The organism is Nocardia sp. Root136, assembly GCF_001427185.1.
Taxonomy (GTDB): domain Bacteria; phylum Actinomycetota; class Actinomycetes; order Mycobacteriales; family Mycobacteriaceae; genus Nocardia; species Nocardia salmonicida.
In genome coordinates, this window is record NZ_LMFE01000013.1 from 94,837 (window position 1) to 117,032 (window position 22,196).

Sequence of the window (22,196 nt, forward strand, 5' to 3'; positions counted from 1 at the left end):
GGTCAGTACTCCTTGTGATCGGCGGGGAAGATGCCGCAGACGGTGCATTCGAGTTCGGTGAACTGGTGACCATCGCGCTGGCATTGCTGAGTCGCTACGCAGATGTCACAGCGGACGGTGTCGCCGTCGTAGACCCAGCCGCTTGCACGGTCAGCGCCCAGGAACGACACGGCTTGGTTGGTGGTGTCGAAGCAGATCGATTCCCCGTCGGCGTCGGTGAGGATGTCTCCGCAGGTGTCGCAGTAGATGACGACGTGGGATTCGGTGACCATTCCGCGTTTCATGCCGCCATCCCTTGCTCGTCGTCTTCGCCTGGGATGTAGTCGGGATCGAAGCCGGTGTAGTCGGCTTGCGGGCTGTAGTCCGGCTTTTCTGGCCCGTAGGCGGTTACCAGGGTGTCGATGTCGTCGTCGGTGACCATGAACGCTCGGACCCGCACGAACCCGTCTTTGCCGTCCTCGGCGACGTAGCCGACACCGGGTGTGTCAGCGGGGATCTCGTCGCAGCGGGCACCTTTGTCCTTGGCGGAATCGCCGTGGACCATCCGGATCTGAGTAACTTCCTCCAGGCGGAGGCCGACGCGGACGTTGAACAGCTGCCGGTTCGGCATCGTTTCTTTCGACGGGTCCTGCACCGCCGCGGTGACCGAGTAGCCGACCGCACGGCCTTGGGATTGCAGCAGGCCGGTGTACTGGCGGAACTGTTCCTGCTCGTCGCGGGTGGCGAACGAGGACAACGCAGCGCCTTCGTCGATGACGACCCACACCAAGGGCATGTCCGGCGAGGGCGTGAACTTGCGGATGCGTGCTGCCTTGAGCTGGGCGGTGCGTTCCTGCATCTGCGCCACGGCGTCGGCGAGCATCCCCAGGATCCCGGCAGCGGTCCACTCGAACCGTGTCCACAGATCCTCACCGCGGGAAAACTCCATGCCACCCTTGGGATCTGCCACCCACACATCGACGTACCCGGCCTTGATGGCAGGACCGACCCCGGCGACCAGCGACCACAGCACCGAGCCCTTACCCGAACCGGTCGCACCGGCGAGCAGGATGTGAGTCCCGAGCAGCCGTACCAGCCAATCCCGGCCGTCTTCACGCACACCCACCGGGACGGCCGACAGGTCGACACCGGTCGCGACGAACGCGTTCGGGTGGACGACGACAGGATCGGCGAGGGTGTCCCAGCACCGCAGATCCAAAGTCAAGAATCCAGGATCAGTTTGTGTGACAACCACTTTCGGAACACCGAGGTATTGGGCGAGCTGGTCTCGGGTGTCGTCGTTGGTCCAGTCCGAGACCTTCTGACCGCCGAGCATCTGCACCTCAGCGATAGCACCGGAAGGCACCCGAGTCATGGTCAGCACGTTCGGCCAACCGCTGTCCGGGCCTCCGAGACCGATCGCAACCCACATGTAGGCGAGCTGGCGGACGTCGGTCATCACCATGACCGCGACTCGCAATTCGGCCGGCACATGCGACAACGGATCAGATTCCACAGCAGAGACCGAAGCCGCGGGGCTCACCCCGTCGAGGCGACGCCACCACAGCATCATCCCGGTGGCCAGGATCGTCGACAGCGCAACAACAGTCGTGCCCATCACCGCACCGCCTTGCCGTTGCAGCACGGCCACTGGCACCGCTCGCCAGTGACGTCGATGGAAGGCTGTGGCACACCGTGCGCCTCGCCGATCGCGGCGGCCAGCATCTCGATCAGTTCCATCGCCTCATCAACAGCGAGTTCGAGATTCAGACCGCTCGGAGCGTGACCCAACGCGATCACGATGCCGGGAGCTTCGTCGCACAGACCGGCGTCGTAGCGGACCCCGAGAACTCCCTCGGCGTGCAGGACGTTGCGGGTGTTGTCGGCGTCGAACATCCATCCCCGAGACCAGGTGGGTTCTTTGCGGGTCTCCCAGTAGCCCTCACGCTGGTGCAACATCAGAACACCACCCGCAGGTTCGAGGAGTAAGTGTCCAGAGCAGTTGTAATCGCATCGGACAACGCAGCGGCATCGAGCACCGACAGCGACACCTTGTGCGTGTCGAAGCTGACATCGACGGTGTTCCCGGTCGAGTCGTAGTTCACGGCGACGTAGCGTCCGGCGGCTAGGCCAGACATTCGGACGGAGATGTGGTCGAACATGTCAGTTGCCCCCTGTAGGGATCGGGACCGCGACAGGCAGCAACGGAGCAACCGGGCGCGGAGGAGTGTGGAGGGTCTGCACCGGCGCAGAAGCCGGGACAGAAGTCGAGGCTGCGACCGTGGGCACCAGGTCGGGTGCGTCGGTATCAGCGTCAGCGGTCGTTTCGGGTGCGGTCTCGACCACGACGGTGGGAGCCGAATCGTGTTGTGCCGCACGTCGAAGCAGGACCAGGCCGTGTGTGTCGATCAGCAGGGCCAGCGGGGGAATCGCGGCCAACAGGGCACCGCCCCAGCTATGGCCGGTCAGGTAGGCGTGAACCGAGTTGCTCGTAACCGAGACCGCGGCCCCACCGACCAGAATCCAGGAGAACCATTTGTGCTCAGCCGATTTCGGTGGCAGCGCGATCACGGCCATGGTCGCTTGAACGATGGTGCCGTCCACGATCACCGGGAACAACCACGCCAAACCGCGTGGGGTGCCGCCCATGATCGCGAGGTCTTGCAACGCCGCGAACGACAACACGAACGCCGCAGCACCGATACCGATCAGAACGAGGACGGCGGACCAGCGAGCCCACCGCATACCCGAGGACTGCTGATCCGCCGTGTCCATCGCTAAGCCGCCTCAGCGATCGCGGCAGCCTGCTCCTTGANACGCCGCGAACGACAACACGAACGCCCAGCACCGATACCGATCAGAACGAGGACGGCGGACCAGCGAGCCCACCGCATACCCGAGGACTGCTGATCCGCCGTGTCCATCGCTAAGCCGCCTCAGCGATCGCGGCAGCCTGCTCCTTGCGGACATGCTCAGCGGCATCGTGGGCCATGACCAGCGCGGGAAGCTGCTCGGCCAACAGCCGAGCGTCCTCGATATCGAGCGCCAGCGCGTAAATGCCCATCTCGGATTCGAGCTCGATCCGCACACATCCGCTGCTCTTGACGCCACACTCGGTTTCTCTCGGAGCGAGATAGGTGAGCGCGAAGCCCTTGTTGTACCCGGTGTGGATGCTCATGAACGACATGGCGATCACGCGGCCTTGCGTGCGGCAGGCTCGTTGATCTTCGCGCCGGAGTTGTCGCCCTTGATCCCGGTCGCGCGGATGTTCCAGCCGATCGACTTGAACTCACCGTTACCGATCACCCGAGGCTTGAGCTGCAAACCCTCCAACTCGACCGGCCGGACACCGGGCGAGACCTCCGCCGACGCAGGGACCGGCTGCACGTTGGCCAGGAAGATGATGTCGAACGTCGCGTTCTTCGCCCCCTGAGCCACACCGGCCGGGTCCATGATCGTGGCCTTCCACATCCGCAACCCGGTGCCGTTGCCGTCGTTGTCGTAGTCCTGGCGCTGCCGCTTCGGCGCGTTGCGGTCCTGGCTGAACTCGGTCGCCGGTTCGACGTTGCCGAGCAGCAGCACACCCATCGGGAACGCGGTACGGAATTCGGTGGAAAGCCACATGTCCTTGAGTGCCATTGAAATCAACTCCTGTGTGTCAGCGGGATTGACAGATCGTCAGCTGCGGCAAAGATTGCCCTTGCTTCTCCCCTAGGTTCCCTAGGTAGCTTCAAGGTTAGCCTACCTCCCTAGGGAGGTCAAGACCTACATGGATTCCCTAGGGAATAGCCCTTATGCTGGGCAAATGGAGACAATCGACCCCGACGACCCCCGCCCGGCGTCACAACAGATCGCGAACATCCTGCGCGCTTCGATCCTCACCAGGAAGTTCGCACCGGGCGAGCGGATTCCGTCCAGCCCGCAGTTGGTGGAACGGTTCGGCGTCGCTAAAGCCACAGCCGAGGCAGCACTCCGCGCATTGCGCGAGGAGGGCCTAGTCGTCAGCCGGCCAGGAAGCGGCACCTACGTTCGCGAGCGGACCGAACGTCCCGTCGGCCTGCGCCCTCACATCGAGCAGGCATTCGAATCAACCACTGTCACAGTCGATTTCGCTGGGTTCTCCGGTGAGACCCTGCACGGCGCGATCGCCGAACCGCTCGATCGAATCCGCGAGGGTCGGCTACGGCCCGAGAGCCTCATCGTCAGACTCCTACTCCCCGACCCGTCCCAACCGTGGACGCTCCCGGCCAGAGTCGATGATCTCACCGATAGCCCCGCATTCCGGAAGCGCGCGACCAAGATCATGGAACGCCACGGAAGCGCGATCGTCGAGTCAGTCGAGGAGCTCGGACGGCTGGGCCTGGTCGCCAACGCATCCGCGCAGATCAGGACCTATCCGGCCGTGCCACTGTTCAAGCTCTACGTCCTCAACGGCGAACAGGCGTTCTCCGGCTACTACCCGGTCGTCGAGCACACGGTGCCACTCGAAGGCGAGAACGTCGCGATGTGGGATCTCATGGGCAAGGACGCGACCCTGTTCCACCACGCCCGCGATGTCGACCCCGACTCCACAGGCAGTCAGTTCGTAGCCCAGTCGCTGATGTGGTTCGACAGCATTTGGAACTCGGTTGCGCAGGACTACCACCCGTGAACGACCTCCGCCGACTGATTGCCGAACGCCCCTGCCTCCTGCTCGACTTCGACGGCCCGGTGTGCGCGGTGTTCGCCGGCATCTCCAGCCGACACGTCGCGGAACAGCTCGGCGCCGCAATGGGAGTCACTCTCCCCGATCACCTTGGTGCCACCTCCGACCCGTTCGAGTTACTCCAGTACGCCGCTCAGATCTCCGAGGATGTCGCCGTGGCAACCGAACGCGAGCTGACCCGCCTCGAGGTTGAAGCTGTCGCCGTCGCAACGCCAACCCCTCACGCTCACGATGTCATTCGCGAAGCCGCGGGCAGGAACGGCGGATCAGTCGCAATCGTCAGCAACAACTCGGTAGCGGCCATCGCCGCGTATCTCCGCACCCACGGACTACAGACCTACGTCTCGGGCATCTACGCGAGAACGTCAGCAGCTACCCCACTCAAGCCGAGCCCGCACCTACTCGAAGCCGCGCTAGCCGGTCTGCGAATCGACGCCAGGACAGCCAGCTTCACGGGCGATTCGGTCACCGACCTGCTCGCAGCCAATTCCGCGACACTTCCTGCCGTCGCGTACGCGAACAAGCCCGGCAAGGTTGAGCGATTCGCTCCCTTCGCCCCTGCCGTGACGATCACCAGCATGTCGGCGCTTCTGGATGCCGTACGCGGCGAATCTATCTCGCAGTAGACCAGCGCATCACCGGTCACGTCACGGGTTGTTGCTGAATTTCGCTATATAGAGTCAAGGCGCCTGCGGCGGCGCGTGCGCGCCGCCGCCGCGCTACGACGCGCAACCGCCACCTACGCACGCTCCGGTCGCGGGCGCGTCGGCATGTCGGCGACGAGCACGCGCATACCGAAGGCGACCATTCCTCTCTGGCTCACTTCTTCGATCAACCGCACAGAGCTGGGCACGACACCAGCCGTACCCGACCGACCTCCCGCAATCGACGACGAATCCGCCGGCACTCTGCCTGGTCGACTGACTGTGGTCCCGGCACAGTTGGACGAAGCTGACGACGAATCGGTGCGTTGGGCTGTGGGCCGAAGCCCCCTCGCGCGGGCAGATGCCTTCCCCTGCACGGGACGCGCAGGACACCAACCCCTCAGGCGCATTGCTGAACGAATCCGCGGTGCGGTCGGTGGTATCGCGACCGGTGGCCGCGTGGCCCTGTTCTGGGTTGGCCTGCATTGTGATCCCGCGCCCCTCACACCTCAAGGGCGCCGATGACGTCAGCTTCGCTGATTGCTGAGCAACCCTTGACCTGTGAGCTTCTGCGCGTGATAGGCAGGCCCTATGGGCAGGCAGGTGAAGCCAGCCCACCTCACGCGCACCCCAACCCAGGCCAGGCCAACCCGGGTACGTAGGAGGCACCAGCAGGCAGCCGGGTGAGACACAATGTCCTGGTGACGAAGGACTCAGAAAAATCTGACTGGCACGCGCTCTACGACGATCGCATGCCAACATTCGTGCGGCTCCGTTCGGAGGTCGAACATATCCTTGAGATGGTCCTAAAGGATATTAAAATTCACGATATCCGCGTCAGGGTCAAGAAGAAGGAAAGCTTCCTTGAGAAGATAGAGCGCAAAAATTACCGCGACCCCTTCGTTGAAATGACGGACATAGTGGGCTCACGAGTTGTTTGCCTATTTGTTGATGACATCAAGAAAGTTGAGTCGATAATAGAACGAGAATTCTCAATCATTGAGAGAAATGACAAGTTGGATAATTTGAAGCCCGAGACCTTTGGGTATCAATCCGTGCATTATCTCTGCAAATTCAAAGATGGCTACCGCGGTCCGCGGTACGAAGGCTTGCATAATTTGGTTTTCGAAGTGCAATTGCGGACCATTCTGCAAGACGCCTGGGCGGTCGTTGAGCACACGCTTGCGTACAAGGGAAGGGTCAGCACCCCGCCGGACCTCCGTCGAGATTTTTCTGCACTAGCCGGCCTTCTGCATGTTGCAGACAAGACCTTTCAGTACATTCATGACCGCGGTCATGATTTGGAGGACGCGGCTAAACGAGATGTGTCTGAATTGATGAACCGATTCAATTCCGGTGGTCCAAGTGCAACTGCCGACATCGGAATCGATCGCAACACATTAAAAGCATTCCTCATTGAACAATTTCCAGACCGAATTCAGTCACAAGCGCGACTCTATTCGGCTTTTGCCGATGAACTGGGCGAAATTGGCGTAACTGGAATATCTCAGCTTCGAAAATTGGTAGATAAGCATTTAGATGACGTCCTGGAGCAGGAGCGGGAGGTGAACAAGGAAACTAAGGAGCAAAGGCAATTGTCTGGTCTCGGAATGCTTCGAGTAATAACGTCTCTGGAGTATCCGGGACGTGGAGTACGGCGGGTGTCACCACCCACGCCGAGCCAGTAGCGGGACCGGAACGGGACCACACGTTACGAACGACGCCGAACAACCCCCATGTCAACGCCGATCGGTGCACCAGCGAAAGATGCCTTTGACCAGGCATTTCGCCCACCGGCTGAACTGGGGGGTCAGGGTAGATTGCTGAATGGAATCTGCGGTAAGGTCGGTGGATTGCGACCGGGGGCCGGATGTCCCTGTTCTGGGTTGGCCTGCATTGTGATCCCCGCGCCCCATATCTCAAGGGCGCCGATGGCGTCAGCTTCGCTGATTGCTGAGCAAACCTTGACCTGTGGAGCCTCTGCGCGTGAATGGCAGGCCGTAGCGGGCAGGCAGGTGAGCTAACCCCGGTGTGCGCAACCCAACCCAGAACAGGCCCGTGGAGGAAGCCGAGCAGTCGACCTCTCAATAAGAGTTGGCGAGTTCCAGCCGTCGATCAAATGCATGTTCCGACGGTCGCTGGCGGCTACTCCTTGTCGGTTTGGTCTAAAACTTCATCGTCGACCGGGGCAACCGCTAGCTATCAACGCTACGCGGAAGAGTTCCAGTCCTCATACGGGCTGATCCGTGCCATCGCTCTCGCCGATCGCGCGAGTGAAACCTTCGCCCGAGCGAAGACCCCTGCACGTGACAAGCAGGCCAGATGGGGCCAGGCGGGTAGCCAGCTCACCTCATACGCAACCCGACCCTATCCAAGGCCGAATCACTCCCACTACTCGTCGATCGACTCATTGAGCTGGTTAACAATCCGCGCCAGCGTAAGAATTGAGCCTTGCCTAACGAGGGGGTCCTTTTCACTAATGCACTGATCAACTGCCATATCTACATCGCGAACAATCCCAAGGTTCTCGCGACTAAGATGATGATCATGCACCAGGCGGCGGATCAATTCGATTTGCGCATCCGCTTTCTGGTTATCACCGAAATGATACAAGGTCCTAGCATAGGTAATCCTGGGCGTAAGTACGTCAAAATCATCTGGGCGGCAGTGAACCTCTTGAGCGCGAATGACTTCGCGGATAGTTTCCAGCGCACGATCATATTCACCGAGATGATACAGATTTGATGCTTGGAGGTTTTTGTAGAACAATGCATCCGAGCTGAATTCGCCATATGCCGCCACTTTGCGAGCATACTCTCTTTCAAGGTAACTGCGACGGCTGAGCAAACTTCTAGTCCTGTAATCGGTCTTCTCCGAGGGCGCCTCGGCAAGAAGTTGCTCAAGAACCGCTTTAGACTGACTAGCGCCGTCCGATACCTCAATAAGTCCTGATGCCCACCCGGTGTCGACTGAGTTTGATTCGCTGCGTTTTCTAGTGGATTCAAGTGTTGTGATCGTATCCTCGGTAACGCTGACCTGCAGATACAAGCTAGCCAGCCGCAAGAATCCATCGAGCGTCGTCTGATGATACGGCTGCCCCGCCGTGTCCAGCATTTCGTAAATCATCTCGGTACGAGGGCCGATGATCTGGCCGTGCACTTTGATGTAGAAGTCATCCTTGACGTCATCGGTAACAAAAATTACCTTATTCTTTGTGCGTTCAGCATGTTCGAGTATTTCTAGCCAAATTAGCGCATCGCCGAAAGGATCTTCCTTTTTCGAATCTTTATAACCCGGAGGGACTTTCTTTTCAAGTCTTGCAGCAGCTAACCTTCTACGTTCTTCAAGTTTCGCAGAATCCGGCCGTTTTCCGATGTTGCCAACATCCAGAAGACGGTCCAATGCCGACCGAACTGGGTCATTTCCTTTTACTTCCCCGAAGTCAATCGCGTTCTTCTCTCGAATTCCTGAAATAACTTCGGACATTTCTGCTTGACGCTCATTCGCAAAGTCGGCAAGCTTTTCCACGGTGTCCTCAACCGCTCTCGCGATCGAGGATTTTATTTCTTTGTCACGGATCTCTCTCGCGATCTCAGAATATGCTTGCCGAAGCGATTTAGAAGCGGCATCCAGGATATCGGCAACTTTTTCAGCTGGAATCGACTGAATCTTGTCATACACTTGCTGCAACTCGGAAGCCACCTCAAGCCTCCGCTTCTGGTACTCGTAGGCGACCTGATATGGGATCCACAGGCGATCACCCACCTTCGTCAGAACATCTAGGATCTGATCACGCTGTATGCCGTTCACTCGATACAGAGCCAGCAGCACATTGGTGTCTAGAACGACGGTGCCAGTCCGTAAAAAGTCGGCGATTTCGTCGTCACCCGGTCGATACCATTCAGGCAAGACGGACTTCATGACTGACTCCGTTCGTTGGTGCGAGCGCGCGTTTGGCCAAGTCTTCCAAGAGATCTCGTCATCCGCAAAAGGTCCGATCCGACTTGGGACGCGGGTCGATGGATGGTAGCCGACGAAGGTTGGCGAGTTGTAGGTACTGTGGGCTTGTCTACGTTCGCGGACACCACCGAGTCTGCACCACGACTACGCACCGACTGCGATGATCACTCCGTCGAGCCCCGCACCCGGCTCCAGTCTGTGGGTGAGCGATCCCTCCCTGTCGTGCCACATACGTGCCATGAACTAGGGTCAGCAGCGGTAAGTCCGAGTACCCAACGCGCAACCGGTAGCCCAGGTCAGAGGGTCATTCCGGCCTATTCTCCTGCTTCCCAAGCAGATGGCGCGGGTTCGATTCCCGTCATCGGCTCAACAACGAAAGACCCCAGGTCACCTGGGGTCTTTCGTCATTTCTACGACAGATCAGCGGCGAACCCGGACTCACCGGCGAAATCCCCGCTGTCGGAAGACGCATCACATACCGTGGACATGCTCAGCCTTGCCCGAGAGAGCATGGAGTCGACATGACCGATACGGTGCCTGTGTCGCAGGAACAACGCGGCCTGCGGGGCTTCATGAATCGCGGCGGATTCTGGCGATTTCTCGCCTTCCTCGTTGTCTATCTCGTGATCTACCTCGGTTCCGGCTTCGTGATCGGCCACCTCGGCGGGCACTATGTCGACGATGATCTGCTGAGCAGTCTGGGCAGCGTGTTCCTCCAGGTCACCGCATCATTGATCATCGGAGCCGTTGTGCTGGCGGCGTTCTCCGCGTATCTGGGCTGGAACCGGGAGCTGTACGGCCGACAGCCCATCTACCGGTCGAAGTGGATGTGGATCGCACCGGTGATCGTCGCCACGCCGATCGTGCTGCGCGTGCTCGGGATCGACTGGGGCCTGCATCAGGCCGACGTCGTCGCGATGCTGCTCGCCACCGGATTGCTGATCGGCTTCGTCGAGGAACTCACCTACCGCGGGTTCGCGGTCAAGATGCTGCGCGACGGGGGCCACGGCGAGTTGGTGGTCGCGGCCGTGACCTCGCTCGCCTTCGCACTGTCGCACAGCATGAATCTGCTCGGCGGGCAGTCGATCACGGTCGTCGGCCCCACCATCCTCTACACCTTCTCCTTCGGCGTACTGATGTATCTGACGATGCGGGTGACCGGTTTTCTGCTGGGTGCGATGGTGATGCACGGCTTGACCGACCCGACCACGATGCTCGCCACCGGCGGCGTCGACGAGGTCGCCGCCGACGCGTCCTCGGGCGGTCTCCTCCAAGCCGCCGGCCTGTTCACCATGCTCTTGATCATCAGCGGTTACGTGCTGGTGCTCTTCATCCGCGGCCGAGTGAAGGATCAGCGCCCGTCCTGAGCGGTACGACGCAGGTTCAGCCCGTATGCAGAGTCCGGAACTTGCTGCCGTGGAACACCAGTGGATCGATGTCCTCCCGTGCGGCGACACGATTCACGCGCAGGATCACCACGAGATGATCGCCTGCGCTGACCTGTGTTTCCGGCACCCCTTCGATCCAGGCCGTCGCGCCGTCGATGAACACCGCCTCGCCGGTTCCCCGGTGCAGGGCGGTCTCGCGGAAGCGGTCGCCGTTGCGGGCGCCGAGCGCCTTGGCCGCCGCCTGCTGGTCGGTCCCGAGCAGACTCAGGCCGAGGTGGCCCGCGCCTGCCAGCTTGGGCCAGGTCGACGACGAGTTCTGCACGCAGAACGACACGAGCGGCGGATCCAGGGAGACGGGCACGAAGGTGCTCACCGCCAAACCGTGTGGGACGCCGTCGATCTCGGCGCACACGGCCACCACGCCGCTGGGGAAGTTGGCGAAGGCGCGGCGTAAGCCGTTGCCGTCGGCGGGAAATTCCAAGAGCTCATGCATGATTCGTTGCCTCCACCGGCCGCACAGCCGGGTCTGTCAGTGCCGCGGCGACGGGTCCCCATCGCCGGGCGTATTCCTCGATGACGCCGTCCGCACCGAAAGTCCGGTCGGACAGATAGAGCCCGGGCAGCGCGGCGGTGCCACCGATTTCCACCAGCACGGGCTTGAGCAGCAGATCGGGTGCGAGCGCGTGGGCCGGACCCGCGCCGAGCATCACCGGCACGGTCACCACACCGGCCAGGCCGGTACCGCCGTCGAACTGTTCGAGGAACAGCTTCAGCAGCCCGGTGTAGGTGGCCTTGAAGGTCGGACTGGCGAACACGACGAGTTCGGAGGTCGCGACGGTCTGCGCGGCCGCCGTCACCGCCGGGTCACCCCAGCCGAGCAGGCCCGGCCCGAGGGTTACCAGGTCGATAACCTTTGGCTCGGTATCAGGGCGAAGCGCCCGCGCGACCTGCACCGCCGCGGTGAGGGTGCGCGAAGCGGGTTTCGGGTTTCCGACGACGACCGTCACTGTCATGGGCTGTCCTTGTCTCGCATGGTGGTTCTAGATGACGCCGTGCAGCGGCGGCGGTCGGTTGTGCAGAACGGCCCGGCCGATGTGCTGGTATTTCCAGCGAACCGGGTCGTGCAGCGTATGGGTGCGCGCGTTGCGCCAGAAATGGTCGAGCCGGTGCTCGGACGCGGCGCTGCGGGTGCCGCCTACTTCGAATATCGCGGCGGACACCTCGTTCGCAGCACGGTCGGCGAGAATCTTGGCCGTCGCGACGGCGATCGATGCCCGCGCGCCCGCGCTCTCGAGGTGCGCCACCGGATCCTCGCCCTCCGCGATCACCCCGGGCCGCACCGCCGCGTCGACCGCCGCACCCGCGGCGATCAGCGTCGATTCAGCGGCCGACACGGCAACAGCCAGTTCGCCGAACCGCTGTACGACGAGCGGATCGTCGGCCGCATTCGCTACCTGGGCCTCGAACCAGGGCCTGCTCCGCGTCCGGACGAACTCCGCCGCCGCCTCCAAGGCACCGCGTGCGATACCCGCGTCGATGGCGGCGTGCAGGAGCTGGGCGAACGCGCCGTACCCGGTGGGTGCGTTGACCGCGGACGCCCGTGCGACCAGCTGCTCATGCCCGACCTCCACCGCGTCGAACTCGACCGTCCCGCTGCCGGTTGTCCGCTGCCCCAGCGCATCCCAGTCGTCGACGATCCGTACGCCCGGCTCGAGCGCGGGCACGAAAGCCACGTACTCCCCAGGCGCGAGCCTCGAAATGCCCTGTGGATCATCGAGTCTGGTCAACACCGCGAGCACATCGGCGAACAGCGACCCGGTGCAATAGAACTTCGTCCCCTCGACGGCGAACCGCCGAGCACCGCCGCGCCGGGCCGCACCATCGATCGGCCGCAGCACCGTCGCGATCTCGGCGACCGTCGCCCCGCTGCGTTCGGACTGCGCGTTGGCGATCCGCGCACCAGCGAGCACCTTGCCGAAGTAGTCCCGCCGCTGCGCCCGAGTTCCCGCCAGCCGCAACAGGTTCAGATACACGAAGTGACTGTGCGGCACCTGCGCGATATTCGGATCGGCCGCGGCCAAGATCCGCACTACTTCGGCCACCACGCTCGGCGGGAGGTCGGCGCCACCGAATTCGGCGGGCACGGTGATCGCGAGCAAGCCACTGGCCGAGAGCTGATCCAGCTCCTCGTGCGGCAGCCGACGCGAGAGATCGCGCTCGGCGGCACCAGCGGCGAACGCCTCGGCCAACTCGGCCGCGATCCGCACCGCATGGTCGGCCGTGGCGATCCGCTCAGCGGTCACCACCGTCATCAGCGTACCGCCGCGACCGGCGTCGCGGCGGCCTCCAGTTCACGCACCAGCGGCAGCACCTTGGCGCCGAAGTATTCGACCTCTTCCTGGAAGTGCAGGAAGCCAGCCAGGATCAGGTCGACGCCGAGCGCGCGGTAGGCCACGATCCGCTCGGCGATCTGCTCGGGCGTGCCGATGAGCCCCGTCCGGAAGCCGTCGTTGTACTGGACCAGGTCCTCGAACGTGGAATCGGCCCACATGCCCTTGCGATCGCCGGTGGACGCGCCCGCCTGCTGCACCGCGTCGCGGAACCCTTGCACCGCGGGCTTGTTCGCCTTCTCGACGATCTCGCGCAAGGTGTCGCGCGCTTCCTTCTCCGTATCGCGGGCGATGATGAACCCGTTGAGCCCGAACTTCACCTCGCGATCGTTGTCCCTGGCGACCGCGCGCAGATCGTCCAATTGCTCTGTGACGCCGTCGAAGTCCTTGCCGTTGGAGAAGTACCAGTCCGCGTGGCGGCCGCCGTTGCGCCGGGCCGCCGTGGAGTTACCACCTTGGAACAGTTCGGGATTGGGCCGTTCGGGGGTGTTGAGCGGCTTCGGCTTCAAGGTGAAGTCGCGAATCCGGTAGAAGTCGCCGCCGTAGTTCACCGCGTCCTCGGTCCAGATCTTGCGGATCACCTCGAGGAACTCGGCGCTGCGCCGGTACCGCTCGTCGTGTTCGAGCCACGGCTCGCCCAGCGCCTTGAACTCACCGGCGAACCAGCCCGACACCACATTGATCGCGAACCGGCCGCCGGACAAATGGTCAGCCGTGGCACCGAACTTGGCCAGCACCGCGGGATGCCACAGTCCAGGATGGATGGCGGCGATCACCTTGAGGCGCTCGGTGGCGGCCAGCAGCGCGAGGCTGAACGAGGTCGACTCGTGCTGGAACTCGGCGCCGTAGGACGCGGTGTAGCGCACCTGGGTGAGCGCGTAGTCGAAACCGTTGCGCTCCGCGGTCTGGGCGAGCTTCTTGTTGTAGTCGAAATCCCAGCTGGTGCGCTGCTCGATATCGCTGGTCACCAGCCCGCCACTGACATTGGGTACCCAGTAGGCGAACGAGACCTGGTCGGCGATTCTCTCCGTGGTCACGGGCAGTTCCTCCTCGTCGTCGGCTGTTCCAGTGCAACACCGGCAGCCGACCCCGACGAGGGTTTGAATCGACGCGATCGATACGGGCTCCGATCAGCTCCCCACGCGCACGCAATCCGCGGCGATCTTCGACTGCGCCGAGCTCACCTTGGCCGCGTCGCCCTCGCTGAGCAGCTTGGCCGGATCGTCGGACTGCGCGTTCGACACCATCACCCGCAGCCCCTCCTGCGACATCCCCGAGTCGAGGAACACCTGCGCGGCGCAGTCGGCCAGCGCGGGATTACTCAACCCCTTGTCCTGCAACGACTTCGACAGCTCGGCCTGAGTAACCGCCGGTGCTTCGTCGCCACTGCCGCAGGCCGCCAGCACCGGCAGCGCGAGCAGCGCCGCGGCCATCAGACAGATCCGCATTCGGTGAGTCCTTTCGATCGTCGCGCATCGAATGACGCGCGATGCGTTCGGATCATGCCGCACCGTCGTCCGCGTGGCCACCCACTCGAACTGACTCGCGAGTAAGATAGCGATATGGGAGACCACATCACCGTCCGCTTCGACAACGACCGCGCCTATGTCGAATTGAACCGGCCCGGCAAACACAACGGGCTCACTCTGGAAATGCTCCGCGATCTTGTCGAGGCGGCTCGAAAAGTGGCCGACCACAAGACAACCCGCGCTGTCATCCTTACCGGAAACGGCCCGAGTTTCAGTAGCGGACTCGATATCGCCGCCGCCACTCGCAATCCGGTGGCTATCGTCAAAGAATTCATCCCTCGGCCCCTGCGCGGCACCAATACCTTCCAGGAAGCCTGTTGGGCCTGGCGCCGACTCGACGTCCCGGTGATCGCCGCGGTCCACGGGCGCTGCTTCGGCGGCGGCCTCCAGATCGCACTGGCCGCCGACTTCCGGATCGCCGCCCCCACGGCCGAATTCTCGGTCATGGAAGTCGCCCACGGCCTGATTCCCGATATGACGGGCCCAGCCGCGTTGTCACAGCTCATCGGCATCGATCAGGCCAAGCTGCTGGCGATGACCGCTGGCTCGATCGACGCCGACTACGCGCTGCGGATCGGTCTGATCACCGACGTCGCCGACGACCCCGTGAAGGCCGCACAAGCCCTCGCCGACCGGGTCACCGCCCGCGACCGCGCCGCTGTGAGCGCCGCCAAACACCTGTTCGACCGCTCGTGGCACCGTGGTTCCCGGGCGACCTTCGCCGCCGAACGGTTGGCCCAACTGCCATTGCTCCTGCGTAAGGCCATGAGTAGTAGCGACTGACAAGCAATCCACCTGCAAATTCATGTCGGCTACCCAACGTATGTACCGCATATCACTCTTAGCTGCTGTTAGCATCGCTTCGATTCGCTGACCAGCCGAAGAGTGGTACGTGACGGAAAAGCCGCGACGTTCCCGGATTTCGGCCTGACCCGGAGGCTCGAACACCTGTGAACAAGACCGGATCCATCCTGCTGTCCGCACTCGCAGGTACTACGGCCTTGCTGGTGAGCGCCGCGCCTCCCGCCGTGGCGAACCCGAACGCCATCAACCCGATTCCCGTCCTCAACGGCACCCATGGCCTGCCCACCCTGCACGGACGCACCCAGGCGGTCTTCCAGGTCACGGGCATGGCCAGCCCCAACAACACCCAGAACTACAACGTTCTCGGCACCGACCTCGGCATCATGTGGGACAACGGGCGCGGCGAGATGCTCACCGCCTTCGGCGACACCGCGGGCATCGGCTTCCCCAACCTGCTCGCGGGCAGTACCTGGGCGTGGCGCTCCAACATCCTGGTCCGCAGCAACGATCAGAACCCGGCCGACGGGGTCATGTTCGACAGTGTCGTGCGCGATGTCATCGGCCAGGCGCGCGACCTGATCCCCAGCCCCAAGATCCCCTTCCTCGAGATCAGCCGCATCCCCACCGCGGGCATCTCGGCCAACGGCGTGCAGTACATGTCGCTGATGTCGGTGAAGACCTGGGACGCCCCCGGTGAATGGACCACGAGCTTCTCCGGCCTCGCCGCCTCGGCCGACAACGGCGAGACCTGGGCCGATCTCGGCCACACCCGCCGTCCCGACGAGGGTGGCAACGCCAACTTCCAGATGAACAGCTTCGTGAAGGACGGCGGCTTCGTCTACGAATACGGCACCCGCGCCGGCCGCAACAACGAGGCCTTCATCGCCCGCGTCCCCGAAGCCCAGATCGAGAACCTCGCCGCCTACGAGTACTGGGACGGCCACGACTGGAAGCTCAACGACGTGAACGCGGCGGCCCCCATCATGGGTGGCGTCGGCGAACTCTCGGTGATGTACAACGAGTACCTCGGCCAGTTCATCTCCCTCACCACCGACCCGTTCAACTCCATCGTGATGCGCCGCGCGGCGTCTCCCGCGGGCCCGTGGAGCGCCCCCGAAGTCCTGATCGACGCCCGCGAACTCCCCACCGCCTACGCCCCGTCGATCTTCCCGTACCAAACCGGCCGCGACCTGTACTTCATGACCACCATCCACACCCAGTACAACGTCGTACTCATGCGCACCACGCTGTGAAGGTTTGACCAGCTCTAGTGAGTACATGGGTAACTCACCGGGAACGGGCTACCATGGCTTCGACCTACCGCCAGCCGCGTCGCTACCAGTTACGCCCCTGAGTCTGGCTTGAATTCGCGGGGAGGCGGAATGAGCGCGGCGGATTGGGATGCGCGGTATGCGCGCAGTGAATTGGTTTGGGGCGCACCGCCGAACAGCACCGTCGTCGAACATGTGTACGGCCTCGACCGCAGAATCCCCCTGTTCCCCGACGAATCAGGGGTGGCGCCGTCGCTCCCGCGGGCTCTCGACCTGGCCTGCGGCGAGGGCCGCCACGCACTCTGGCTGGCTACCCACGGCTGGCAGGTGACCGCCGTCGACTTCTCCCAGGTGGGGATCGACAAGGGCAGAACCGTCGCCGCTCGCCTGTCGCGCTCGGTCCGTTCTCGCGTGCACTGGCAAACAGCCGACATCACCGACCTCGAAGCCGCCGACATCACCGGCCCCTTCGAACTGATCCTGATGGTCTTCGTCCACCTCCCCGCCGACGAGCGCCGCACCCTGCTGCACCAACTGTCCGACATGCTCGCCCCCGGCGGCATGCTCCTGGTCCTCGGTCATGCCACTCGCAACATCACCGACGGCTACGGCGGCCCGCAGGAAGCGCAGATCCTGTTCTCCCCCGAAGACTTGAGAGCCGACCTGGCCCGCGACGACATCACCATCTCCCTCGCGAATGAGGTCTTCCGCCCCACCGAGGGCCCCGACGCCATCGATTCCCTGCTCATCGCCGAACGCCCGCTCCCGGAACCCACCGACTGATCACCGCGCCCACCGGGCGAACCAGGGGGTCACGGTCGCCGCGATGACGTCGAATCCGGTGCGGAACGAGTGCGCTTGCTTGGGAATCACCCGCACTTCGGCGGCGTCTGCGGCGTCGGGCACCCCGAACGGGTCACTACCCCCGTTGATCACCACGACCTCGATATCTCCGGTCGCCAGCAGCTCATCGCGCCTGCTCTTCTCCGGCTTGCCCGGCGGATGCAACGGGAACGACAGCGCGATGACGCCCCTAGCCCCGACCTCCACCGCTGTACGACACGCGACTCGCGCACCATTGCTGCGACCCCCCTGAACAACCGGCACTCCGGGAAATCTCGCCCGCAACGCCGCCACGATCTCGAGCCAGGCCCGGTCCTGCTTGTCCGCGTTCCCCGGCGCTCGCCCACCGGCAACCCGATAGGGCTGCACCACACGAGCTACCGTCCCGCCCGCTTCGACGGCCGAATCACGCACGGCCAGAATATCTTCGGCATCGACGCCGCCACCGGCCCCATGCGTGATCACCAGCAGGAACGCCGGGTCACGCACCTCGTCGAGCTCGATCTCGGCCGGTCCCACAGTCGTCTCGATGCGCACATCTCACGGTAGCCCCGAGGTCGCGGCGAGCAACGCCTCCGCAGCCGCGCGTGTTTTTCACGTCACATTGCCGCCTACCCCTTTGCCGAGACCATTACCCACCGGTAATATGGTGGATAAGTTACCCGCGAGTAGCATGCGGAAAACCGGCGACGGGCGGGAACGGCACACCACCGACCGCACCAGAACTCAATGGAGAGTGAGTACTCACATGGGCCACTACAAGGCAAACGTTCGCGACCTCGAGTTCAACCTCTTCGAGGTCCTCGGCATCGACAAGGTGCTCGACGCAGGCGCCTTCGGCGACCTGGACACCGACACCGTCAAGGAAATGCTCTCCGAGGTCCGCCGGCTGGCCGAAGGCCCGCTGGCCGAATCCTTCGCCGACGCGGACCGCAACCCGCCCGTGTTCGACCCGAACACCCACACCGTCGCCATCCCCGAGTCCTTCAAGAAGTCCTACAAGGCGCTCGAAGACGGCGAGTGGGCCAAGGTCCCGCTGAACGAGGAGCTCGGTGGCCTCGGCGCCCCGTCCGCCGTCGCGTGGGCCCTGTCGGAGATGGTGCTCGGCGCCAACCCGCCCATCCAGATGTACGCCGCGGGCGCGGGCTTCGCGCAGGTGTTCTTCAACAACGGCACCGACGAGCAGAAGAAGTGGGCGGCCAAGATCGCCGACCGTAACTGGGGCGCCACCATGGTGCTGACCGAGCCCGATGCCGGTTCCGACGTCGGTGCGGGCCGCGCCAAGGCGATCAAGCAGGAAGACGGCACCTGGCACATCGAGGGCGTCAAGCGCTTCATCACCTCGGGTGACTCCGACGACATGTTCGAGAACATCATGCACCTGGTGCTGGCTCGTCCCGAGGGCGCCGGACCGGGCACCAAGGGCCTGTCGCTGTTCTACGTACCCAAGACCCACTTCGACTTCGACACCGAGACCTACGGCGACCGCAACGGCGTCTTCGTCACCAACGTCGAGCACAAGATGGGCATCAAGGCCTCGGCCACCTGTGAGGTCACCTTCGGCGGCCACGGCGTTCCGGCCAAGGGCTGGCTCGTCGGCGAGGTGCACAACGGCATCGCGCAGATGTTCGACGTCATCGAGAACGCTCGCATGATGGTGGGCACCAAGGCCATCGCGACCCTGTCGACCGGTTACCTGAACGCGCTGGAGTACGCCAAGACCCGCGTCCAGGGTGCCGACCTGACCCAGATGACCGACAAGGCCGCGCCCCGCGTGACCATCACCCACCACCCGGACGTGCGTCGTTCGCTGGCCACCCAGAAGGCGTACGCCGAGGGCCTGCGCGCGATCTACCTCTACACCGCCGCGCACCAGAACCCGGAAATCGCCGAGATCGTCTCGGGTGCCGACAAGGACGTCGCGTTCCGCGTGAACGACCTGCTGCTCCCGATCGTCAAGGGTGTCGGCTCCGAGCGCGCCTACCAGTACCTGACCGATTCGCTGCAGACCTTCGGAGGCTCGGGCTTCCTGCAGGACTACCCGATCGAGCAGTACATCCGCGACGCCAAGATCGACTCCCTCTACGAGGGCACCACCGCCATCCAGGCGCAGGACTTCTTCTTCCGCAAGATCGCGCGTGACCGCGGTGTGGCCCTGGCCCACGTGGCGGGCCAGATCCAGAAGTTCCTGGAGTCCGACTCGGCCAACGAGCGTCTCAAGGGCGAGCGCAAGCTGCTCGCCACCGCGCTCGAGGACGTGCAGACCATGGCCGCCACCCTGACCGGCCACCTGATGGGCGCCCAGGAGCAGCCGACCGAGCTGTACAAGGTCGGCCTGGGTTCGGTGCGTTTCCTGATGGCCGTCGGCGACCTGTTCATCGGCTGGATGCTGCTGAACCAGGCCGAGATCGCCCTCGCCGCGCTCGACAACGGCGCCACCGGCTCCGACGTCGCCTTCTACACCGGCAAGGTCGCCTCGGCGCAGTTCTTCGCCCGCAACGTCCTGCCCGAGCTGACCGCCACCCGCGCGATCCTCGCCAACCTGGACAACGACATCATGGACCTGGACGAAGCCGCCTTCTGAGGTTTCTCACCTGATCCACGCAAAACGGGCCGGAGCATTCAGCTCCGGCCCGTTTTCTGTCTCTGCCTCTATGCGGAGCCGCTGGAGAGTGCAGCGAGCGTCGTGAGGAAGTACATCAGGCCATCCATTGAAAATCTCCTTCGAAGTGGGTCGGCCATTCCTATCACGGAATGGTTACCTACAACCTTGCCGAGGTGAACGCCGAGCGAACATGCCCGCTCAGTCCTCCTTCGACGTGGTGAGCACCTGAAACCAGCCCGCTGACGGCCTCGGCGGTCGCGGTTCCCCGCCGTCCGGCTACCCACCCGGCGTACCCTGGGATCTACCGTCGGTCGGGGTGAGGCTCGGGGGTTGAGATGGCCGAAAGCACTGCGCTCAGTGTGTATCTGCGCGAGCGACGACTGGCCGCGGGGCTAGCACGGGGCGAACTCGCCACCCGCACACAGCTCGCGCCACTTCTCATCAGCCAGATCGAATCCGGGGCTCTCGTCCCGAATCCCCCGATGCTGCAACGACTTTTCGACAGCCTCGACGTGCCCCAGTGGTATCGCAAACACATCCTGGTCCGCGGCCTGCCCGCCATCGAATCCGGCACCGCACCAACGACCCCCTCGGCCGAAGACCTCGCCGACCTGGCCAGCCTCACCCATCCCGCCTGCTTCGCCCGCTTCCCCACCATGGACATGCTCGCGGCGAACTCCGACTACCAGCGCCTGTTCCCCGGACTCGGCGCCGGCGTGAACATGCTCGAGTGGATGTTCCTCAACCCCGTGGCGAAGAAGGTCTACCTCGACTGGACCACCGAAGCCCAGCTCCTGGTCCACGCCTTCCGCATGCTCGCCCCGCTCGCCCCCTCTCAGCGCATCACCGCCATCACCGCGGCGTGCAGCGACTCTCCCGACTGGGATCCGGTGTGGACCAGCGAAGTTCGTCCACAGGACATCGCGCGGCGCCACCTGCGCCTGCGCGAACGCAGCACCGGTCTGGAGCGACGCATGATGCTGCGCGTCTACGACCCCGCGTTCCCCAGCCGCCCATGGTGGCTGTACCGCCTGATCCCCGTTCGATGACACACAGCGAAGCCCCCGTCGCCGCGACGACAGGGGCCCGCGATTCTTCAGGAGTTACTCGGCAGCCTCGCCCGACCCGGACGTGAGCTGCGCCAGCAGCGCGGCAAGACCATCAGCCGAACCGGTCTCGGCCTCTTCCTCGACGACGTCCTCGGCTTCCTCGCCCGACCCCGAGGTCAGCGAGGCCAGGATCGCGGCCAGCTGCTCCGACGACCCGGTGCTGGGGGCAGGCTCCTCCGCCGACGCCGTACCCGCACCGAGCACGGCGATGCTCGCCGCCGCAGCCATAGCCACACCGAAGACACGAATCTTGCTCATTGTGAACCCCTCATTGTTCAGATTTGCCACGGATTTCCGCCGCACAAGATGTTTAACAGCGGAAGAACCCTCGACGGCAGACCGATGAAAGGGGGGGCAAGACAAGCTCGCCAAAGACATCTGATAAACATCAGATATAGGTGTAGCCTGGTTTCATGAGCACTACCGCCACCTTCACCGAGCTACTCCGCCACCCGAAAGACGTGGTGGAGAAGGCCGGTGACGGCATCGTCCGGATCACCCGCCGCGACGCCGAAGACCTGATCCTGATGCGGGCCGGCCACCTGGATCGTCAAGACGCGGGTATCGCGTTGGCCAGCCGACTGATGCGTGCTGCGGTTCGACGGCAAGGCAACGTCGCCGAGGCTGTCGCCGACACCTTCGCCTGGGTAGATGCACTCAGCGCGAACGAGCGAGCCGACTTCATCGCCGAAGTGGCGGAGTTGATCTGGAGCGCCGCGGAGCTGGGCGAGTACACCCGCCTCCTGCGTTGCGTCCAGAGCTGGACCGGAACTGCCGAGGCCTACGCGGCAGGTCTACCTCGATCGGGCGATGGGGACCTGACCTGGATCGATAGCGACGGCCCTGTTGTCGAACGGCCGTAGGGCGCGACTTGCCCAAAGACCGTGCTGTCTCGCGCCCACTGAAGAAGGTCGAGTTCGAGATTCGTTTCGCAACACGCGAGGCGGAGAGAGGCCGGCAAGAACTATC

The 22,196-nt window shown here is 63.6% G+C and carries 25 protein-coding genes; 10 read left to right on the forward strand and 15 right to left on the reverse strand.

Features of this window, described 5'->3' with window-relative positions; translation table 11 throughout:
- Nucleotides 1-2: 2 nt before the first annotated feature.
- The 7 genes from ASD42_RS31150 to ASD42_RS31180 all read right to left on the reverse strand — a co-directional run bounded on the left by ASD42_RS31150 (nt 3) and on the right by ASD42_RS31180 (nt 3,618).
- Nucleotides 3-284 (reverse strand): hypothetical protein, encoded by a 282-nt coding sequence (locus ASD42_RS31150; protein ID WP_056823555.1) that lies wholly within the window; start codon nt 282-284, stop codon nt 3-5.
- On the reverse strand, nt 281-1,597 hold the full coding sequence (locus ASD42_RS31155; protein ID WP_156677652.1) for an FtsK/SpoIIIE domain-containing protein: 1,317 nt from the start codon (nt 1,595-1,597) through the stop codon (nt 281-283). The genes ASD42_RS31150 and ASD42_RS31155 overlap by 4 nt, the downstream gene beginning before the upstream one ends.
- Nucleotides 1,597-1,938 carry a hypothetical protein gene (locus tag ASD42_RS31160; protein WP_056823560.1) on the reverse strand — a complete coding sequence of 114 codons (342 nt, stop codon included), beginning with the start codon at nt 1,936-1,938 and terminating at the stop codon, nt 1,597-1,599. Before ASD42_RS31160 ends, ASD42_RS31155 begins: the two co-directional genes overlap by 1 nt.
- Nucleotides 1,938-2,117: a hypothetical protein gene (locus ASD42_RS31165; RefSeq protein WP_156677653.1), complete on the reverse strand. Its 180-nt coding sequence runs from the start codon at nt 2,115-2,117 to the stop codon at nt 1,938-1,940. The genes ASD42_RS31160 and ASD42_RS31165 overlap by 1 nt, the downstream gene beginning before the upstream one ends.
- A gap of 25 nt (nt 2,118-2,142) precedes the next feature.
- A complete protein-coding gene (locus ASD42_RS31170) occupies nt 2,143-2,754 on the reverse strand; it encodes a DUF2637 domain-containing protein (protein ID WP_056823566.1) in 612 nt (203 codons plus the stop codon).
- 151 nt (nt 2,755-2,905) lie between these two features.
- Nucleotides 2,906-3,157: a hypothetical protein gene (locus tag ASD42_RS31175; protein ID WP_156677654.1), complete on the reverse strand. Its 252-nt coding sequence runs from the start codon at nt 3,155-3,157 to the stop codon at nt 2,906-2,908.
- Nucleotides 3,158-3,171: 14 nt separating this feature from the next.
- Nucleotides 3,172-3,618, reverse strand: a complete 447-nt coding sequence (locus ASD42_RS31180; protein ID WP_056823573.1) for a hypothetical protein — start codon at nt 3,616-3,618, stop codon at nt 3,172-3,174.
- Nucleotides 3,619-3,784: 166 nt separating this feature from the next.
- Here ASD42_RS31180 and ASD42_RS31185 point away from each other — a divergent pair, with 166 nt between their 5' ends.
- From ASD42_RS31185 to ASD42_RS34110, 3 genes are all read left to right on the forward strand, one after another.
- Nucleotides 3,785-4,630 (forward strand): GntR family transcriptional regulator, encoded by an 846-nt coding sequence (locus ASD42_RS31185; RefSeq protein WP_056823575.1) that lies wholly within the window; start codon nt 3,785-3,787, stop codon nt 4,628-4,630.
- 68 nt (nt 4,631-4,698) lie between these two features.
- A complete protein-coding gene (locus ASD42_RS31190) occupies nt 4,699-5,310 on the forward strand; it encodes an HAD family hydrolase (protein WP_200950549.1) in 612 nt (203 codons plus the stop codon).
- 719 nt (nt 5,311-6,029) lie between these two features.
- A complete protein-coding gene (locus ASD42_RS34110; protein WP_156677655.1) occupies nt 6,030-7,016 on the forward strand; it encodes a GTP pyrophosphokinase in 987 nt (328 codons plus the stop codon).
- A 703-nt stretch (nt 7,017-7,719) separates the two neighbouring features.
- Here ASD42_RS34110 and ASD42_RS34695 read toward each other — a convergent pair.
- Nucleotides 7,720-9,249 (reverse strand): PIN domain-containing protein, encoded by a 1,530-nt coding sequence (locus tag ASD42_RS34695; RefSeq protein WP_156677656.1) that lies wholly within the window; start codon nt 9,247-9,249, stop codon nt 7,720-7,722.
- 560 nt (nt 9,250-9,809) lie between these two features.
- Here ASD42_RS34695 and ASD42_RS31200 point away from each other — a divergent pair.
- Nucleotides 9,810-10,655: a CPBP family intramembrane glutamic endopeptidase gene (locus ASD42_RS31200; RefSeq protein ID WP_056823583.1), complete on the forward strand. Its 846-nt coding sequence runs from the start codon at nt 9,810-9,812 to the stop codon at nt 10,653-10,655.
- Nucleotides 10,656-10,671: 16 nt separating this feature from the next.
- Here ASD42_RS31200 and ASD42_RS31205 read toward each other — a convergent pair whose 3' ends face one another.
- The 5 genes from ASD42_RS31205 to ASD42_RS31225 all read right to left on the reverse strand — a co-directional run bounded on the left by ASD42_RS31205 (nt 10,672) and on the right by ASD42_RS31225 (nt 14,514).
- Entirely contained in the window at nt 10,672-11,169 is a 498-nt protein-coding gene (locus ASD42_RS31205; protein WP_056823586.1) for a flavin reductase family protein, read from the reverse strand.
- Nucleotides 11,162-11,689, reverse strand: coding sequence for an NADPH-dependent FMN reductase (locus ASD42_RS31210; RefSeq protein WP_056823590.1), 528 nt, complete (start codon nt 11,687-11,689; stop codon nt 11,162-11,164). Before ASD42_RS31210 ends, ASD42_RS31205 begins: the two co-directional genes overlap by 8 nt.
- Before the next feature lie 27 nt (nt 11,690-11,716).
- Nucleotides 11,717-12,988, reverse strand: a complete 1,272-nt coding sequence (locus ASD42_RS31215; RefSeq protein ID WP_056823593.1) for an SfnB family sulfur acquisition oxidoreductase — start codon at nt 12,986-12,988, stop codon at nt 11,717-11,719.
- Nucleotides 12,988-14,103, reverse strand: a complete 1,116-nt coding sequence (gene sfnG, locus ASD42_RS31220) for a dimethylsulfone monooxygenase SfnG (protein ID WP_056823596.1) — start codon at nt 14,101-14,103, stop codon at nt 12,988-12,990. Before sfnG ends, ASD42_RS31215 begins: the two co-directional genes overlap by 1 nt.
- Nucleotides 14,104-14,196: 93 nt before the next feature.
- Nucleotides 14,197-14,514 carry a hypothetical protein gene (locus ASD42_RS31225; protein ID WP_056823598.1) on the reverse strand — a complete coding sequence of 106 codons (318 nt, stop codon included), beginning with the start codon at nt 14,512-14,514 and terminating at the stop codon, nt 14,197-14,199.
- Nucleotides 14,515-14,628: 114 nt separating this feature from the next.
- Here ASD42_RS31225 and ASD42_RS31230 point away from each other — a divergent pair, with 114 nt between their 5' ends.
- The 3 genes from ASD42_RS31230 (at nt 14,629) to ASD42_RS31240 (ending at nt 17,453) form a co-directional block, all read left to right on the forward strand.
- A complete protein-coding gene (locus ASD42_RS31230; RefSeq protein ID WP_056823601.1) occupies nt 14,629-15,378 on the forward strand; it encodes a crotonase/enoyl-CoA hydratase family protein in 750 nt (249 codons plus the stop codon).
- Between the two features lie 167 nt (nt 15,379-15,545).
- Nucleotides 15,546-16,652 (forward strand): DUF4185 domain-containing protein, encoded by a 1,107-nt coding sequence (locus ASD42_RS31235; RefSeq protein WP_056823604.1) that lies wholly within the window; start codon nt 15,546-15,548, stop codon nt 16,650-16,652.
- A gap of 129 nt (nt 16,653-16,781) precedes the next feature.
- Entirely contained in the window at nt 16,782-17,453 is a 672-nt protein-coding gene (locus ASD42_RS31240; RefSeq protein ID WP_056823607.1) for a class I SAM-dependent methyltransferase, read from the forward strand.
- Here the strand turns inward: ASD42_RS31240 and ASD42_RS31245 are convergent, their stop codons facing one another.
- Nucleotides 17,454-18,050, reverse strand: a complete 597-nt coding sequence (locus ASD42_RS31245; RefSeq protein ID WP_056823609.1) for an alpha/beta hydrolase family protein — start codon at nt 18,048-18,050, stop codon at nt 17,454-17,456.
- Between the two features lie 211 nt (nt 18,051-18,261).
- Here ASD42_RS31245 and ASD42_RS31250 point away from each other — a divergent pair, with 211 nt between their 5' ends.
- Complete coding sequence (locus tag ASD42_RS31250; protein ID WP_056823613.1) at nt 18,262-20,097, forward strand: acyl-CoA dehydrogenase; 1,836 nt, start codon at nt 18,262-18,264, stop codon at nt 20,095-20,097.
- Nucleotides 20,098-20,453: 356 nt separating this feature from the next.
- Nucleotides 20,454-21,167 carry an MmyB family transcriptional regulator gene (locus tag ASD42_RS31255; RefSeq protein ID WP_056823617.1) on the forward strand — a complete coding sequence of 238 codons (714 nt, stop codon included), beginning with the start codon at nt 20,454-20,456 and terminating at the stop codon, nt 21,165-21,167.
- Nucleotides 21,168-21,221: 54 nt separating this feature from the next.
- On the opposite strand, the gene ASD42_RS31260 is transcribed toward ASD42_RS31255, so the two are convergent.
- On the reverse strand, nt 21,222-21,485 hold the full coding sequence (locus ASD42_RS31260; RefSeq protein WP_056823620.1) for a hypothetical protein: 264 nt from the start codon (nt 21,483-21,485) through the stop codon (nt 21,222-21,224).
- A gap of 155 nt (nt 21,486-21,640) precedes the next feature.
- On the opposite strand from ASD42_RS31260, the gene ASD42_RS31265 reads away from it, so the two are divergent.
- Nucleotides 21,641-22,090 (forward strand): hypothetical protein, encoded by a 450-nt coding sequence (locus ASD42_RS31265; protein WP_056823623.1) that lies wholly within the window; start codon nt 21,641-21,643, stop codon nt 22,088-22,090.
- The last annotated feature ends 106 nt before the right edge of the window (nt 22,091-22,196 follow it).